Genomic DNA, 14,669 nt, shown 5'->3' with positions numbered 1-14,669 from the left:
GAAAACCCGATTGCGGCTGTAGCGATCGTTGTTTTTTATTGAATTAACATTGAATCAATATTGAACCAATATTGAACTGGTATTGAACGGTTATTCAAAGAGTTTTTACCAAGTAACTCTATGGCAAAATGCTAGCTCAGTTAACTGTCTTTCTGCAATTGGGCTTGTAGTTCCTCAAACTTAGCGATCACCTTAGCTATGCTTTGTGCCTCGGTTTCTTGATCGGTTCTACATTCCACCTCCGGATCGATCGGCGCTTCGTAAGGGTCATCAATGCCAGTAAAATTCTTAATCTCACCGGCTCTGGCTCGTTTATATAAGCCCTTCACATCCCTGGCTTCGCACACTGACAAAGGTGAATTAACAAAAACCTCAATAAAGTTACCGATCGTTTCTTTAATATGTTGGCGGATTTCATTGTAGGGAGAGATCGCTGACACAATTACCACCACGCCATTACGAGTGAGTAAATTAGCCACGAAACCAATTCGGCGAATATTTTCATCTCGATCTTCGCGGCTGAATCCCAACCCTTTGGTCAGGTTTTCGCGCACAATATCTCCATCGAGGACTTCGACTTTATATTGCCGATCGCGCAGTTCTTTAGCTACCTGGGAACCGATCGTAGTTTTGCCAGCCCCACTTAGCCCTGTGAACCAAATTGTTGTGCCGAATTTTTCCATTTAATCTCAATTATTAGTTTGACTGGATCATGATTGATTATGCTAGGTGTTTAGCTCGTAAAACTAACCGGAACTAAAACGCTAGCGAAAATAATAATACCTTTTTGGAAGTTTGAGATAACAACAATTGCCGTGTAAGCATAACGCTTAAGATCTATGGCTCACAAATCAGCCCAAAAGATGGTTGAAGCCATACTTGATTAACTAGATGTATGCCTAAAGTGGTAGAGTTTGGCGCTATATTTTGCTGTTTTAGGATCAAAGGTGGTGCAATTATACGCTATACTTTTTTTCAGTGTGAGGAGCGAACCGAAGCTGAGAGCCGAAACGAAACACGGAAAGTTATCGGCTCTCTCTTTGCGTTATAAGTTAGAACAATATGCCTAAAAAAGCCGTTGGGCTAGGCAAGCGATAACTTTTTATGATCTTGTTTTATGATCTTGGATTCTGACTAAAGAATTTGTCTGTGCATTTGGAAATACATCTAGCGTAGATGCTGAGTGTAGATGCTGATAGGTTGGCTAGTAAGTTACTTTAATCTGCCATTCTTTGAATATTTAACAACCCGAAAACATATTGCCATGTTGCTTAAATTATTGGTTAAACTTAACTAGCAACATCAATTCTTTGTTTATATATTTAAATAATATTAAGGGTGAAATTGCGACGATCGCCAGCAATTACAAGCACAGGAGAGCTGTATCAACCGGCCAGGTTATATTACGGCATTGCCGATCGCTCCACCCTATGCCAGGCTTTTGCAAATTTGGATTGTATGCATAGCATTGACCAGAGCGATCGCTCGACTGGTTGGGAATGGCGCTATGGCCAGGAAACCCAGTCGCTCAAATTCAAAAAAAGTGCCCGTAAGCTAGCGGCCAGCGATCGCCCTATTGTGTTAGGAAATTTTGGGTTAGTTGATGCCAATAGCTCAGGTCATGGTGATTCAATCCAGGGCTATTTTGATTTAGATTCGTTTGATCGGGTGGTCAAGGCGATCGCCTTTTTCGATGCCCATATCAGCCGCCAGACTGCCCATGCCACTGGGCTCAGGATTGTTAATCGTTGTTTTGCCGCAGCAGAGCTACCCGAACCGGAATCTAAGCCGAACTATGACCAGTTCTTTAGCCGGGATGATATTAGTCCACCCAAGGCCAATGAAGTGCTATCCACGATCGAGAGTATCAAATCTGAGTATGGCGATACCTCAAAACAGCGGGAGCTAGTCTCCAACTACATCACCTCACTGGAACAGCAAACGATCCCGGAGATTGAGGAACTGCCGATCAATTTTTATGAGGATGGCGAAATTTTTTCGACTGAGTTTGCGTTGAAGATGCGCCAAAAAACGGCCTATGAGCGGTGGTTGGGTAATTATAGCTTCAATCCGATCGAGGCAATTTTCCGCAAGCGCTTTTTGTAAGTAACCTGGTTGCGTTTTGCTTGAGTTTTGGTTGACTTAAAGTATGGCGATCGCCAATATTAGGTCGTTAGACGCAACTGCTGGCAAATAGTGAGATGCGCTACCCAAACAGCTAAACTAATCCTGGCAAGTTAAATCAATTGAGTGATCAAATTAATTTATGGATGTAGCAAAAGGCGATCGCAAAACCTACTTAGTCACGGGTGGAGCTGGGTTTATTGGCGCTAACTTTGTGCTGAAGGCGCGACAACAAAATTGGGTCGAGCGAATTATTAATCTAGATAAACTCACCTATGCTGGCAACCTGCAAACCCTGGCTAGCCTGGTTGATGATCCGGGTTATGTATTTGTGCGTGGTGATATTGGCAATCAAGAATTAGTTAGCTACCTGTTGCAGCAGTATCAACCCGATGCGATCGTCAACTTTGCGGCGGAGAGCCATGTCGATCGCTCGATCGTCAATCCTGGCCAATTTATTCACACTAATGTGGTGGGCACATTTGACCTGCTCGAAGCAACACGTAAATATTGGCAGGGTTTAGCTAATCCTGAGCAGTTTCGCTTTTTGCATGTGTCCACCGATGAGGTCTATGGATCACTCGATCGCACCGATCCCGCTTTTTCCGAGACTACCGCCTATGCTCCCAACAGCCCCTATGCGGCTTCCAAGGCGGCGGCCGATCATCTGGTGCGAGCCTATCACCACACCTATGGCCTGCCCACGCTCACCACCAATTGCTCAAATAATTATGGGCCGTTCCAATTCCCCGAAAAACTAATTCCATTGATGATTCTCAATGCCCTCGAAGGCAAGCCCCTGCCTGTTTATGGTGATGGCCAGAATATCCGCGATTGGTTGTATGTGGAAGATCATTGCGATGCGATCTACACGGTTTTAAATAATGCTGCGATCGGTACTACTTATAATATTGGCGGTGAAAGCGAAGAGGCCAATATAGACGTGGTCACCCTGATTTGTAATCTTCTCGACGAAATTAAGCCTCAACCAGGATTAGAAAGAAAAAGCCTGATTACCTTCGTCACCGATCGCCCTGGCCACGATCGCCGCTATGCGATCGATTGTCGCAAACTCAAACAAGATCTGGGCTGGCAACCGCAGGAAAGCTTTAAGTCGGGCCTACGCAAAACGATCGAATGGTATTTGGCCAATGGCTTCTGGATCGAACAGGTGCGATCGGGAGCATACCAGGATTGGCTCCAGCAAAACTATGGGCAGCGCTAATTACAATCAGGTTTCAACAATATAATTTGTTGAGTGACTTTTGCGGATTCTGCCAGCCTATGCGCCACTCTTAAATAAAATCAATGAAGCTGAAATCAAAAATTTACTCTTTTGTAAAAATACAGACAAAAATACAGACTTTGAATTTTTTGTAATCAGCTTATTTTAATTTTTGCTTAATCTTTGTCTAGATATCTTGCTGCTTGGGAGGAAACCCACTTTTTCCCACTGACGCTTGCCAACCAATATATCTAAACTGATTTACTAAAGCAGGATTTATGTGATCGAGACATTGTTCTCTGGAAATACAGACTTATGGTTCCGTCAAACAGCAAATATATGGAAGCAGACGATCGAGCTAAAAATCAGCCGATCGCCCTTACCAGTGGTTTTCCACCGGCTGCAAGCAAATCAAAAAGTCAGAATACCAAGAGTCGTAAGGGGGGGAATGGCTTGACGTTTTCTAATTGGTCGATTGGCAAAAAGGTGGCCACTGGCTTTATTGTAGCGATCGGCATTTCTACCTTAGGTGCGGTTGTGGGTCTGGTAATTGGCAACTCCCATTTAAAAAGTACCAGGGAAGCTCGGCAAGATATCATGGAAGAATTGCATGTTATTCATGGCGTTGAATCTTCGCTGCTGAGACTGGAAGTTTCCTCGGCTCGTCTGGGGGCCAGGGAATTTGACCCAGAACTATTTAGGGTAGATGTTTCTGGATTTTATGAAAATCTAGATGGGCTGGAAAAGCATATCCAACTTATGCAGCAAATAAGCCAGGAATCACTGGTAGAGGAGAGCGAAGAGAAAACAGAATTAATTGAAGAGTTAACAGATATTTATGACCAAACCCTGGTAGGCCACTTTAGCAAGATCGAGGCAGTGCTCAATCAGTTTGATGCGGTGAACCTGCAAGCAGAAGATATAGAGGGAATCACCGCATTAATTGGTTTATTATCCCAAGATAACCATGCTAATGATGTTCGCAACTTTGTCAAAACTATAAGAGAATTAGAGCATGTACTTGAACAGGAAGAGGAAGAAGTTGAGGATTCAACTGCTCAGGTCATAAAATTGCGTAACAGCATTATTGCCATCTCGCTGATCATTTCTGCGCTGCTTGCCAGTGCAATCGCCTACTGGATGTCAAGAGCGATCGCTAATCCGCTGGCCGAGACTACTGCGATCGCCGAAAGAGTTACTAATGAAGAAGATTTCACGCTCCAGGCTCCAGTGACCACTGGCGATGAAGTTGGTGTGCTAACTGCCTCACTCAATAAACTAATCAATCGGGTCAGGAAGTTATTAACCGAGCGCAAGGCCGCAGAAGCCAGATTGGTGCAAACCGAGAAAATGTCTAGTTTGGGGCAATTGGTAGCTGGGATCGCCCACGAAATCAATAACCCAGTTAATTTTATTCATGGCAATCTTTCCCACGTACGTGGCTATAGCCAGGATTTGCTAGGGTTGGTTGAACTTTACCAAAAACATTATCCTAACCCCACCCCTGAGATCGAAGCAGAGATCGAGGCGATCGAGCTGGACTTCATGAAAGAAGACTTCTCTAAAATGCTGGAATCAATGAATACTGGTTCGGTCAGAATCCGCGATATTGTGAAATCACTGCGTACCTTCTCGCGTCTGGATGAAGCTGATGTGAAGGAAGTCGATCTCCATGAAGGCCTCAATAGCACCCTGGTAATTCTGCACAATCGCTTGAAAGTGAAATCAGAGCATCCGGCGATTCAGGTAACCAAGGAATATGGCAACCTGCCCAAGGTAGAATGCTATGCCGGACAGATGAATCAGGTGTTTATGAATATTCTCTCTAATGCGATCGATGCGATCGACGAGCAGAATAGCAGGCGAACCTATAACCAGGTAAAGGAAAATCCCAGCCAGATTAAGATTTCAACCACGGTTATAGAGGGTAAATACGTTGAGATCCGAATTGCCGACAATGGCCCTGGTATGAGTCTGGATGTGGTTGACAAGCTGTTCGATCCATTCTTTACCACCAAGCCAGTTGGTCAGGGCACTGGGCTGGGGATGGCGATCTCCCATCAAATTGTGACTGAAACCCACAATGGGATTCTAACCTGCAGTTCTGACATACATGGTGGTGGCGCTGAGTTTACAATTATAATTCCGATCAAACAGGCAACCGCAAAAAAGTAACTGAGTGAAGGCGATCGCCAGGATTTTCTTTTAGCTGGTAGCGCAGTTGGTAATATTAAGCATTACCAATTACCTAGCATTTAAGAACCTATTTCACTATGCTCCAACCAGATTCCAATTCAAGTTTGCTAATTCCTGATCTCAGTGCGGCTGCGTTTGTGGCTGCTGATGCGATCGTGGTGGGGGATGTAATGCTGGCGGAGCAAACCAGTATTTGGTATGGCGCAGTGGTGCGGGCTGATGTTAATGCAATTCATGTGGGTCGGTGTAGCAATATTCAAGATGGTGCGATCTTGCATGGTGATCCTGGCCCCGCCCTCGAAATTGATGATTATGTGACGATCGGCCACCGCGCTACGATTCATGGCCTGGCGATCGGTCGCGGTAGCCTGATTGGCATCGGCGCAATTATTTTGGAAGGGGTGAAAGTGGGCGTGGGTAGCATTGTGGGCGCTGGCGCAGTGGTAACTAAAAATGTGCCCGATGGTGTGGTGGTGGCTGGGATTCCGGCGAAGGTACGGCGCGAGCTGAGCGAACCTGAGATCGCAGATTTAATTACCCATGCTGAAAAATATTATAAGTTGGCACAAGTTCATGCGGGAACTGGTACTGATAAAGGCTTTTATTGATTTGAGTTGATTTGCACTAATTTTTACTAATTTTTACTAATTTGTATTTAGCTTGTATTTAGCTAAAGCGATCGCCCCAAATTAAACTTACTTTTGCTTGCCTGACAAGATATCAGCGATATCACCCAAACGGACTACCCGCCTGGGCGATGCTCTAGACCTTAATTGGGATTAATCTATTAATCAAGCACACTTACATCTCTCCACACATACCTGGGTGACCGGCAGCAATGTTGTCGGTTTTTTATTGGGAATTTTTTGTTTAAACTCCAGTAAGTAAGCAAAATGGCAGAGTCGAAGTGATCGCCCTGCCAGATTAAATAATTAAATAATTAAATATTAGATGGAATTGTATTGCATCAAAATCAAGCAAAAAGTCTTGACTAAGAACCAATCACTTAAATAGATCGCTCTATATCGCTCTATTTTTTCACACTCACGAACGTAAGCATGAAAGCTGCCGCCTTTTGCATCTTGGTCGCACTCTTGCAGCAATTGGTAATTACGCCCACCTTGTCGCCATTGGGAGTCAAAATATTGCCTTCCTTGTCCATCTTGCCGATTTCTTGACCAGCCATATTGATCATTTTGCCAGTATTCTCGATCGTGAACAGTAAGTCACCATTGCGATCGAGCAGCTTACCATTTTTTTCTAGCTTAAATAAAACATTGCCCTCAAGATCGGCATATTCACCATTGCGCTTTACTTTACCCACCAGACTTTGGCCAGGCCCATAAAGGGTGCCGTCATCTTTTATGGTGATGTAGCGATCGTCACCCTGAATGCTGATGTTCATGTCTGCGGCCCAGGCTACAGGCAAGAAGGATAGAAAGCCAATCAGTAGTGATAGGGCAAAAGCAATAATTCTCACGTTAGCTCCTTAGATTTGTGTTTTGAGGTTTTTTATTTTGATGGCGGTTAGCCGCAGCTTGGTTAATTGCAGTTAATTGCTATTAATCGCTTAATTGCATCCTAAGCACCTGAACTAATCACCCAGGTCTAGATAAGGTTATTAAATCTCAAAACCTCTTAATTATTTTGCCTGTCTGATTCTAAACAACCAAACCAATAGCCATAAATGATTATGCAAGTATTTTTAACCATTTATGCTCTTGACCGATCGAACTATAGGCATAGCGCATAGCACCAGGCAATGCATAAGTAATACCAAGTAATACCAAGTAATATTCTGCCCAATCGATCGAGTTGAAATTGATCCAGTTGCAAGGCAATTACGTTAGATAGTACCCAATCTGTGCCCTAATATTTAAGCATGTTTAACTATGGGGCTCAATTGCCCTTGCCCAAATTAAGCTGGATTTAAGGTGGGTATGCTATTGCTAAGATGCTGGTCTTGTGAGCAGATTAAAATATGCTCTGGCCAAAGAATATTTAAACTAAATAGCCATTTCAAGCCCAATACAGAACTATGCCGCGATCCCAAAGCCGACTAAGCACCAAAATCCTCAAAAAGAGCAAGCTATTTATTTTGGCAGCGATCGTGTTTGCGATTATGCCCATTGCCTTTAATAACATTGATAGCAATGGCGATCGCCTGTTTTTAACCCATGCTAATCCTGCCAAATCAGCCAGTCTGATCACGAGTACAGTTGCTGCAAATCCAGGGCAAAACCTCTCCCCATCTCGCCTTAGCGGTCATGATAATAATGCCCCTAATTCTGCTAAGCGTCTGATTGACCTTGGTAATAATGCGATCGCCGCTGAAATTGCTCCCTCGCTTGAGCGATCACAGGGCGCGATTGACCCACGCTTAGAACGGGCATTTGAATATCGCCAGACGATCGTAGGGCTGATGTTAGCGGAGGCCAACCAACGGCGGTTTGATCCCTGTGGTGAAGGGACATCGTGCTATGGAATTATTAAACAATATGCGGAGAAAATCGACTCTACCGATCGCTTCATTGCCGAGCTGAATCCCACCTATTCCCCCTGGCGGGATGGTTTGGATGGGATGGTTGACCCCAGGGTCGATCGTAACGGCACCCTGACCACCTACGCAGACAATATCGAGCGGCAGTTACTATATGAATTTCTGGTGGCGCAACGCTTGGCGCAGTCTGTGGCTCAAAGTGAACAACTAGAAGCGATCCTAACCATGGGTGGCCCTGGTTCTGGTAAAAGCACGGTACTGCGGCAGCTCGATCTATGCCAGGCGGGCACGATCATTAATGCCGATGATTTCAAGGCTGATTTTGCCGAATACCAGGCAGGTTTGGCAGCGAAAGATCGCCTCACTGCCAGTCGTGTCCATGAGGAATCATCTTTGTTGGCCAGACGTACCCGCAATGAGTCGATCCAAACTCAGCGGAGTTTTTGCTGGGATGGCACTCTTTCTGATCGTGAAGAGGCGCTGAAGTTAATTAGTATCCTGCAATCGCGGGGCTACCATGTGACCGTGATTGGGGCAATGTTGCCTGCCCAAATTGGTGTGGAACGGGTGATCAACCGGGGGGAACGCACTGGTCGGTTTATCCCGCTAGAGGTGGTAACAGATTCCTATGAAAAAATCGCGCAACATGCCGAACAGGTCGTGATCGCTGCCGATCGCGGTTATCTCTATGACACTAACGTGGAGTTTGGCAAGGAACCGCCCCTGGTGGCCAGGTATGAAAAGGGGGAGCCCCAATTTCGGAATGCTGACTTCCTGGCGCGATTGAAAGCAGGCCAGCTTTAGTTAATGTTTAATTGAAGGTTAGTTAATAAACTCACCAATCCGCCGCGCCGACTCCTGCAACACCGATGGCGGATGCACCAGGGCAAAACGCACATAACCTTCGCCACTTTTGCCAAACCCTTTACCAGGTGAGAGGGCAACCCCAGTGGCCTGAACTAAATCCTGGCAGAATTTAACTGAGTCAGATGCAAACCGCTCTGGCAATCGCGCCCAGATATACATCGTTGCGCTTGGGGTTGGTACTTTCCAGCCAATTTCCGCCAAAGCCTTGACCATTGCATCGCGGCGATCCTGAAAAGTTTGCACCATCCGATCGATCGGCTCTTGACTTCCTGCTAAAGCAACGATCGCGCCCCGCAAAATGCCCCGATATTGATTAAAATCAACTGCCGCCTTCACCTGCCGCAATGCCTTGATTAAAGCCTGATTACCGATCGCAAAGCCAACCCGAAAGCCGCCCATATTATAGGACTTGGACATGGTGAAAAATTCGATCGCCACTTGCCGCTGCCGATCGGCTTGCAAAATCGAAGGCGGTTGACTGCGATCAAACACCAGATCTACATAGGGAAAATCATGCACCAGCGCAAGGTTATACTGCTGGCAAAATTCCACGGCCTCAGTGAAAAAGTCTAAGTTAGCGATCGCGGCGGTGGGATTGTGGGGATAGCTCAACACCATCATTTTGGCCGATTGTAATACAGGCGTAGGGATATCACTAAACACAGGCAAAAAATTATGCTCCGCCAGCAGCGGCATCCCATACATTTGACCACTGGCTAAATAAACACCGCCATAGTGAGAGGGGTAGCCAGGATCTTGCAACAGGGCAAAATCACCGGGGTTGAGCAATGCTAAGGGCAAATGGGCAGTGCCTTCTTGGGAGCCAATTAGCGCCAGAACTTCCGTATCTGGGTCAACCGTAATCCCAAACTTTTGGGCATACCAATTTGCTGCCGCCACCCGAAAATCTCTAGTGCTTTGGAACAATGCATAGCCGTGGGTGGTGGGGTCTTGGAGTGCCTGGGCGATCGCTTCCAGAATATACCCTTCCGTCGGCAGGTCAGAGGAACCCAAAGACAGATCGATTAAGTGCTGGTCTGCTGCGATCGCGGCTGCCTTGGCCACATCCATGTCGGCAAATACATTGGCACTCAGAGATTTAAGGCGATCGGCAAACTGCATAATACTTAGGGGATCAAAACACTAAAATACTTATGAATCAAAGAAATCAAATGGCTTGAAGGGACTTAAATGGATCGGTAATGGATCGGCATTACAAATGACCTGGATGACCTGAGTTATGAATCAATACAGTGGCAACATCTACTAAATTGCTTAACTCCCAACTACCTGGCTTTCAAGTTAATATATCTTCATTAGCCATAAACAAAATCGCTAATAAATCGCACAGCCATATATATTTGTCTATAATTGGCTACATAAACCAACCCCAATCCGATCGTAGTAAAATTATAAGTCTAGACTCTGTTAAATCCGCTTAAGTTAGATTTCAATTAGACGCGATCGGGAAAGTAGAAAATATGCTTTGTAAAAAGAAACTAGCTAAGGTAATCAGAGCCCACCGCGATTTCCACCTGTTCTCTGGCCTATTCCTGGATAAGGGAGTGCGTAAACTGGGTGTTCACAAGTGTTTACTGACTAAGCCTTTGTATAAGTTTGTAAAGGTAGCCGGATATACCAATGTTGCTCTTGCTAGTATAGCTTTGGTTGTAGTTGATGATTAAGCTGATTAGCATAGATCTGCCCATGCAGATGGCTCAAAGATAATTAGCTGGTTGCGGATTGGTGATATCTTTGCCTAAATTCATCTGGCTAATCGCTCCAAACCTGGGTTGGTTGTCTAGAACAATCAAACCCATGACTCACATAACATCTGGATTTACTTGCAGATTAATCAGCTCATCGCCCAAATATTGCCCAAATATTGCCCAAATATTGCATAGTATAGATAAACAAAGAGGTTCTGGATATGATCGTTCTTACTGAAGCCGCAGTTAGCCGGGTTAGAAGCCTGCAAAATCAAAAAAGTACCACAGCGCCATTGAGGTTAGGGATCAAAAAGGGGGGGTGTTCTGGCCTGTCCTATGTGATGGAATTTGCCGATCAGCTACAAGCCACCGATCATGAGTATGAATGTAGTGGCGTGAATATTGTGATTGGTGAAGAAGATTTAGGCCAGCTTAAGGGGCTAGAGCTTGACTACACCGAAGATCTGATGGGGGGTGGGTTTAGATTCCGCAATCCCAATGCTAGTAAGTCCTGTAGCTGTGGTACTTCGTTCGCAACCCCCAAAGAAGTGGGCGAGCCAGTTAGCTGTAGCTAGTTATTTAAATTTAAGTGCCATTAAGTGAATTACACGATCAAACGTTGGTTTAAGCGTGGCTTCAAGTTTTTAAAATATGTGCTGGTTAGCCTGCTGCTAGTCAGCATTCTTTTTGCTTGTAGTAATGTTGGTAATCAGCCCAATGCCCCTGATCCCACTGGCACGAATGCAGCGAACCGGATCACGATCGGCACGATCGGTGAATTGCGTACCCTCGATCCCGCCGATGCCTTTGAGTTACTCTCCGGCAATATATTATTTAATACGCTCGATCGGCTCTATACCTATGCCCCCGGTACAACCGAAATTGTGCCCCAATTGGCAACTGCCCTACCTGAGATTAGCGCCGATGGTTTAACCTATCGGATCCCAATTCGGGAGGGGGTTAAATTCCATGATGGGACTGATTTTGATGCGACGGCGATGGCGTTTTCGTTGCAACGGTTTATCGATCTAGATGGTTCTCCTTCTTTCCTGCTCGATGATGTGGAATCGGTGGAGGCTACCTCAGTCACAGAACTGGTAATCAAACTCAAACAGCCGCTGCAATTTTTCCCCAAGCTGCTTGCCTTTACGGGAGCGGGGGCGATCTCCCCGACGGCCTATGCTGAAAGTACAGAATTTCAGCCGAATAACCTGGTCGGCACTGGCCCATATCAGCTCATTGAATATAAAGAAGGCAATGTATTGCGCCTGGATGCGTTCGCGGATTATTGGGGCGAAAAGCCTGCCAACGCTGGGATCGACATGCAGTTTATTTCCTCCAATGGCAATCTGCTCAATGCCTTTAAAACCGGGGCGGTGGATGTGGCATTTCAAACCCTCAGCCCCACCCAGATCAAGAATATTGAAGATAACGCTGCTGCCGAAGGTTGGACAGTGACATCGGGCCAGGGGGCAACGCTTTTATTTATGGTGGTAAATGTGAAGCAGCCACCCTTGGATGATGTGCGAGTGCGACAGGCGATCGCGGCGGCGATCGATCGGCCTTTGCTGCAAAAACGGGTATTCCTGAATCAACGCACGCCGGTTTATAGCATGGTGCCGATCACATTCAATGCCTATAAGCCTACTTTTCAAGAACGATATGGCGATGGCAATGGTGAACTGGCGCGGCAATTACTAGCAGAGGCTGGCTATTCTGACCAAAATCCTTTGCTATTGAATTTGTGGTATCCCCCCCAATATGCCGGTAGTGGCGATCTGGTGGTTAGTACGCTCAAGGCAGTGATCGAGCGTAATTTGGGCAATATCATCAAGGTGAAATTAGATAAAGTGCCGAAAACCACCGCCTATGCTTTCATTGAAGAGGGCGCATATCCCACCTTTTTGCTGGATTGGATTCCTGACTTTTTTGACCCTGACAACTTCATCTCGCCTTTTCTCCGCTGTAATGAGGCCGACGAAAATGGTTGCATTGATGGCAGCACCAAATATTGGGGTTCTTTTTACAACAATGAAGAGATGAACAAATTGATCGCCCAGCAGCGAATCGAGCAAGACCCGATCGAGCGAAACCAGATGTTAGGAAGAATTCAAGAAATCCTGGCGCGGGATGTGCCGTTTATTCCGCTGTGGCAAAACAAAGAATATGCATTTGCTGGGAAAGGCATAAAGGGCGTAACGATCGAGCCAACCCAACAATTACCCTATTGGTCGATTAGTAAGTGATATCGAGTCAGTTACTAACCAATTTAATTGCGATCGCTTTGCCCCTGAGTTGTGCTGAGGGACATATTAAGTTACAAAATATTTAAGTTACAAAATATTAAGGATTAGCGGTAAACTGCACCATAGATATTTTCACGGGATCGCTTATCAGCATCTAATCTTGCCGAATCCTCACGATCGGGTAATTGCATTTCAATTATTCTGTTAAGTAATCAAGCTAATCAAGCAACTCAGAATTGTTCTTATACCAAGTGGGCATCTAGTCTGAACCAATGGAAGCAAGTATTATTATCCCCACCTACAATGGCGGCGAGTTGCTGCGTAAAACCCTTCAAGCGATTTATGCACAGCAGACCAACAAAGCATATGAGGTAGTGATCATTGATTCGGGTTCCCGGCCAGATACGATCGCCATCATCAATGAATTTCCGGTCAAGCTGTTGGAAATCCCCAATAGCACTTTTAATCATGGCCTCACCCGTGATCAGGCCGCCGCTGCTGCCTCTGGCAAGGTGTTGATTTTTATTAATCAAGATGCCGAACCAGGCGATCGAAACTGGCTTGAGCAAATGGTGGAGCCCTTTAACCAGGATGAGAATTTGCTGGCGGTGCAGGGTGGCATCCGTGAGCGCCTTGATATGCATCGTTTTTTCTGGGATTCCTGCGGCGAGACGTTTTATTTTACTTCCGAGTCTAAAAACTGGATTAGCCGTTTTCACAACATGGGCTTTTCGACCGTGAATGCAGCGATCCGCCGATCGGCCTGGCAGCAGCACCCCTTTGGCAAGATGTCGATCTTTGAGGACAAAGGATTTCAGCGCCAGGTACACCACCAGGGTAATGAAATTGTCTATGGTGAAGGCTGGGTCTATCACACCCACGACTACACCTACAAGCAACTTAAAAAACGCTGCCAGGATGAGGGCTATGGCTGGCGGTTGGTGGGCGAGAGCTATCCACTGATTGATTGTATCCGTGATGCATTGGTGCTGAAAAATTATACTAAGTTGCTACGGGGTATCCGCGATCGCAAGGTAACCAAATGGTCAGAAATTGCCTTCCCCTTTATGCGACCATTCTGGGTATATAAGGGCAATCATTTCAATCGGGGCTTGTTGTAGTCATCTCAAATACTTAATAATCCCAGCAAAACAGGTTAGCCTAGAGATAAAGGTTAAATATCGAGCTTAGATTAGGCATATTTCTAACTAAACTGGCAGTTGGTGAAGTCGGTAAATGAGAGGAGCACATGCACATTAGCTGGGAAAAGAGCGTTTATGGTGGCAAGGTGCCGGTTGAATGCGTGATTTGTGGCCAAAGAGCAACGCCGATTCGGGCTAAGAATAATCAGTTTTTGTTTGCGGCCTTGCATAACGATCGAGATAAGGTTTTGGGTGAGGTGTGCCGCAGTTGTACGCGATCGGGCTCGGCGGGGATTCAACAACGCCTGGGCGAGCGGATTTCTCGCCTGGAGGCCAAGTTACAGGAGCTGAAGGAGATTGCCGCCGATGAGGTGCAAGTACCCACTCTGGCGCAGGAGTTTGAAGCGATCGTGCCCCGTTCCGATCGAACCGATGATCTCGATGGCAATGATTAGTAGCGATCGCCCTGAGCAAATTGACTCAAACTATTAAATCTAAAGGAAATGGCAAAGTTGGCGATCTTTTCGCTCCGGTTTGCAATGATTGCGCTAAAATAGCAAAGCTTGGGGGTGTGGCGGAATGGTAGACGCTGCGGACTTAAGAAAATTGAGCCTTGCTAAAGAAATTTTGCAAGTGTCAGCTCTCAAATTCAGGGAAACC

Annotated in this window: 13 protein-coding genes; 10 read left to right on the top strand and 3 right to left on the bottom strand. The window is 45.8% G+C overall.

The window, feature by feature from the left end; translation table 11 throughout:
- Positions 1-140: 140 nt before the first annotated feature.
- Positions 141-683, bottom strand: a complete 543-nt coding sequence (gene cysC / locus PSE7367_RS06680; RefSeq protein ID WP_015164613.1) for an adenylyl-sulfate kinase — start codon at positions 681-683, stop codon at positions 141-143.
- Between the two features lie 661 nt (positions 684-1,344).
- On the opposite strand from cysC, the gene PSE7367_RS06675 reads away from it, so the two are divergent.
- The 4 genes from PSE7367_RS06675 to PSE7367_RS06660 all read left to right on the top strand — a co-directional run bounded on the left by PSE7367_RS06675 (position 1,345) and on the right by PSE7367_RS06660 (position 6,153).
- Positions 1,345-2,106 (top strand): hypothetical protein, encoded by a 762-nt coding sequence (locus PSE7367_RS06675; protein ID WP_015164612.1) that lies wholly within the window; start codon positions 1,345-1,347, stop codon positions 2,104-2,106.
- Between the two features lie 160 nt (positions 2,107-2,266).
- Entirely contained in the window at positions 2,267-3,349 is a 1,083-nt protein-coding gene (rfbB, locus tag PSE7367_RS06670; protein WP_015164611.1) for a dTDP-glucose 4,6-dehydratase, read from the top strand.
- A 315-nt stretch (positions 3,350-3,664) separates the two neighbouring features.
- Positions 3,665-5,524, top strand: coding sequence for a sensor histidine kinase (locus PSE7367_RS06665; protein ID WP_015164610.1), 1,860 nt, complete (start codon positions 3,665-3,667; stop codon positions 5,522-5,524).
- Between the two features lie 98 nt (positions 5,525-5,622).
- On the top strand, positions 5,623-6,153 hold the full coding sequence (locus tag PSE7367_RS06660) for a gamma carbonic anhydrase family protein (RefSeq protein ID WP_015164609.1): 531 nt from the start codon (positions 5,623-5,625) through the stop codon (positions 6,151-6,153).
- A gap of 422 nt (positions 6,154-6,575) precedes the next feature.
- On the opposite strand, the gene PSE7367_RS06655 is transcribed toward PSE7367_RS06660, so the two are convergent.
- Positions 6,576-6,950 carry a hypothetical protein gene (locus PSE7367_RS06655; RefSeq protein WP_198013449.1) on the bottom strand — a complete coding sequence of 125 codons (375 nt, stop codon included), beginning with the start codon at positions 6,948-6,950 and terminating at the stop codon, positions 6,576-6,578.
- Between the two features lie 633 nt (positions 6,951-7,583).
- Here PSE7367_RS06655 and PSE7367_RS06650 point away from each other — a divergent pair.
- Complete coding sequence (locus tag PSE7367_RS06650; protein ID WP_015164607.1) at positions 7,584-8,849, top strand: zeta toxin family protein; 1,266 nt, start codon at positions 7,584-7,586, stop codon at positions 8,847-8,849.
- Positions 8,850-8,867: 18 nt separating this feature from the next.
- On the opposite strand, the gene PSE7367_RS06645 is transcribed toward PSE7367_RS06650, so the two are convergent.
- A complete protein-coding gene (locus tag PSE7367_RS06645) occupies positions 8,868-10,034 on the bottom strand; it encodes an LL-diaminopimelate aminotransferase (RefSeq protein ID WP_015164606.1) in 1,167 nt (388 codons plus the stop codon).
- Between the two features lie 359 nt (positions 10,035-10,393).
- Here PSE7367_RS06645 and PSE7367_RS06640 point away from each other — a divergent pair, with 359 nt between their 5' ends.
- The 5 genes from PSE7367_RS06640 (at position 10,394) to PSE7367_RS06620 (ending at position 14,464) form a co-directional block, all read left to right on the top strand.
- A complete protein-coding gene (locus PSE7367_RS06640; RefSeq protein WP_015164605.1) occupies positions 10,394-10,597 on the top strand; it encodes a hypothetical protein in 204 nt (67 codons plus the stop codon).
- A gap of 245 nt (positions 10,598-10,842) precedes the next feature.
- The gene (locus tag PSE7367_RS06635; RefSeq protein ID WP_015164604.1) at positions 10,843-11,196 is read left to right on the top strand and encodes a HesB/IscA family protein; all 354 of its coding nucleotides are present in this window, start codon (positions 10,843-10,845) and stop codon (positions 11,194-11,196) included.
- A 24-nt stretch (positions 11,197-11,220) separates the two neighbouring features.
- Positions 11,221-12,867 carry an ABC transporter substrate-binding protein gene (locus tag PSE7367_RS06630; RefSeq protein WP_015164603.1) on the top strand — a complete coding sequence of 549 codons (1,647 nt, stop codon included), beginning with the start codon at positions 11,221-11,223 and terminating at the stop codon, positions 12,865-12,867.
- A 272-nt stretch (positions 12,868-13,139) separates the two neighbouring features.
- Complete coding sequence (locus PSE7367_RS06625; RefSeq protein ID WP_015164602.1) at positions 13,140-13,988, top strand: glycosyltransferase family 2 protein; 849 nt, start codon at positions 13,140-13,142, stop codon at positions 13,986-13,988.
- 128 nt (positions 13,989-14,116) lie between these two features.
- Positions 14,117-14,464, top strand: a complete 348-nt coding sequence (locus PSE7367_RS06620; RefSeq protein ID WP_015164601.1) for a hypothetical protein — start codon at positions 14,117-14,119, stop codon at positions 14,462-14,464.
- Positions 14,465-14,669 lie beyond the last annotated feature (205 nt).

This window comes from Pseudanabaena sp. PCC 7367, from assembly GCF_000317065.1.
Classification (GTDB): Bacteria; Cyanobacteriota; Cyanobacteriia; order Pseudanabaenales; family Pseudanabaenaceae; genus Thalassoporum; species Thalassoporum mexicanum.
Note: the sequence above shows the minus strand (reverse complement) of the source record. Positions and strands in the feature narration are given on the sequence as shown.